This is a genomic window from Kineococcus siccus, assembly GCF_009906795.1.
Lineage (GTDB): Bacteria > Actinomycetota > Actinomycetes > Actinomycetales > Kineococcaceae > Kineococcus > Kineococcus siccus.
On record NZ_JAAALN010000419.1, the window covers coordinates 1 to 861 of the forward strand.

Consider the following 861-nt stretch of genomic DNA (forward strand, 5'->3'; position numbering starts at 1 on the left):
GCCCCCGACACCCCCACGACGCCCGGGCCGCGGGCCGGCTCCCCACGGATCAGCCCGGTCGCCGTCGCGCTGCGCGGGGTCGGCCGGGAGTTCCCCACCGCCGGCGGCTCCCACCGCGTCCTGGACGCGGTGGACCTCGACGTCGCGGCCGGCAGCACCGTCGCGCTGCTCGGCGCCTCGGGCTGCGGCAAGTCGACCCTGCTGCGGATGGTGGCCGGGCTCGACAGCCCGACCAGCGGCGTCGTGGAGGTCGCGGGCAGCGCGGTCCGGGGCGTCTCCGACCGGGCCGCCGTGGTGTTCCAGGAACCCCGGCTCCTGCCGTGGCGCGACCTGGCCGGGAACGTCGCCCTGGGCCTGCCGCCCGGCACGTCCCGGGCCGAGGGCCGCGCCGAGGTGCTGCGCTGGCTGGAGACCGTGGGCCTCGCCGACTTCGCGGGCCACCGCCCGCGACGCGTGTCCGGGGGGATGGCCCAGCGGGCCGCCCTGGCCCGCGCCCTGGTGCGGCGCCCCGGCGTCCTCCTGCTCGACGAGCCGTTCGCCGCGCTCGACGCCCTCACCCGCCTGCGCATGCAGGACCTCCTCGACGACGTCCAGCGGGACACGGGCGCGACGGTCGTCTTCGTCACCCACGACGTCGACGAGGCCCTGCACCTGGCCGACCGCGTGGTCGTCCTCGGCGTGCCCGAGGAGGGCGCGGGGGCCCGCGTCGTCCGCGACCTGCGCGTCGACGCCCCCCGCCCGCGCGACCGCGCCGACGCCGACCTCGCCGCCCTGCGCGTCGACCTGCTCGAACTGCTCGGCGTCCCCCGCGCCCAGCACCGCTGACCGCACCCGCTCCGCCGCACGACCCCCCGCTCGCTC

General features: G+C 79.4%; 1 protein-coding gene. It reads left to right on the forward strand.

Translation table 11 applies throughout. The annotated features are described in order from the left end of the window. The first annotated feature begins 48 nt into the window (after window positions 1-48). The gene (locus tag GTR02_RS21920) at window positions 49-825 is read left to right on the forward strand and encodes an ABC transporter ATP-binding protein (protein WP_166609573.1); all 777 of its coding nucleotides are present in this window, start codon (window positions 49-51) and stop codon (window positions 823-825) included. Window positions 826-861: the final 36 nt, after the last annotated feature.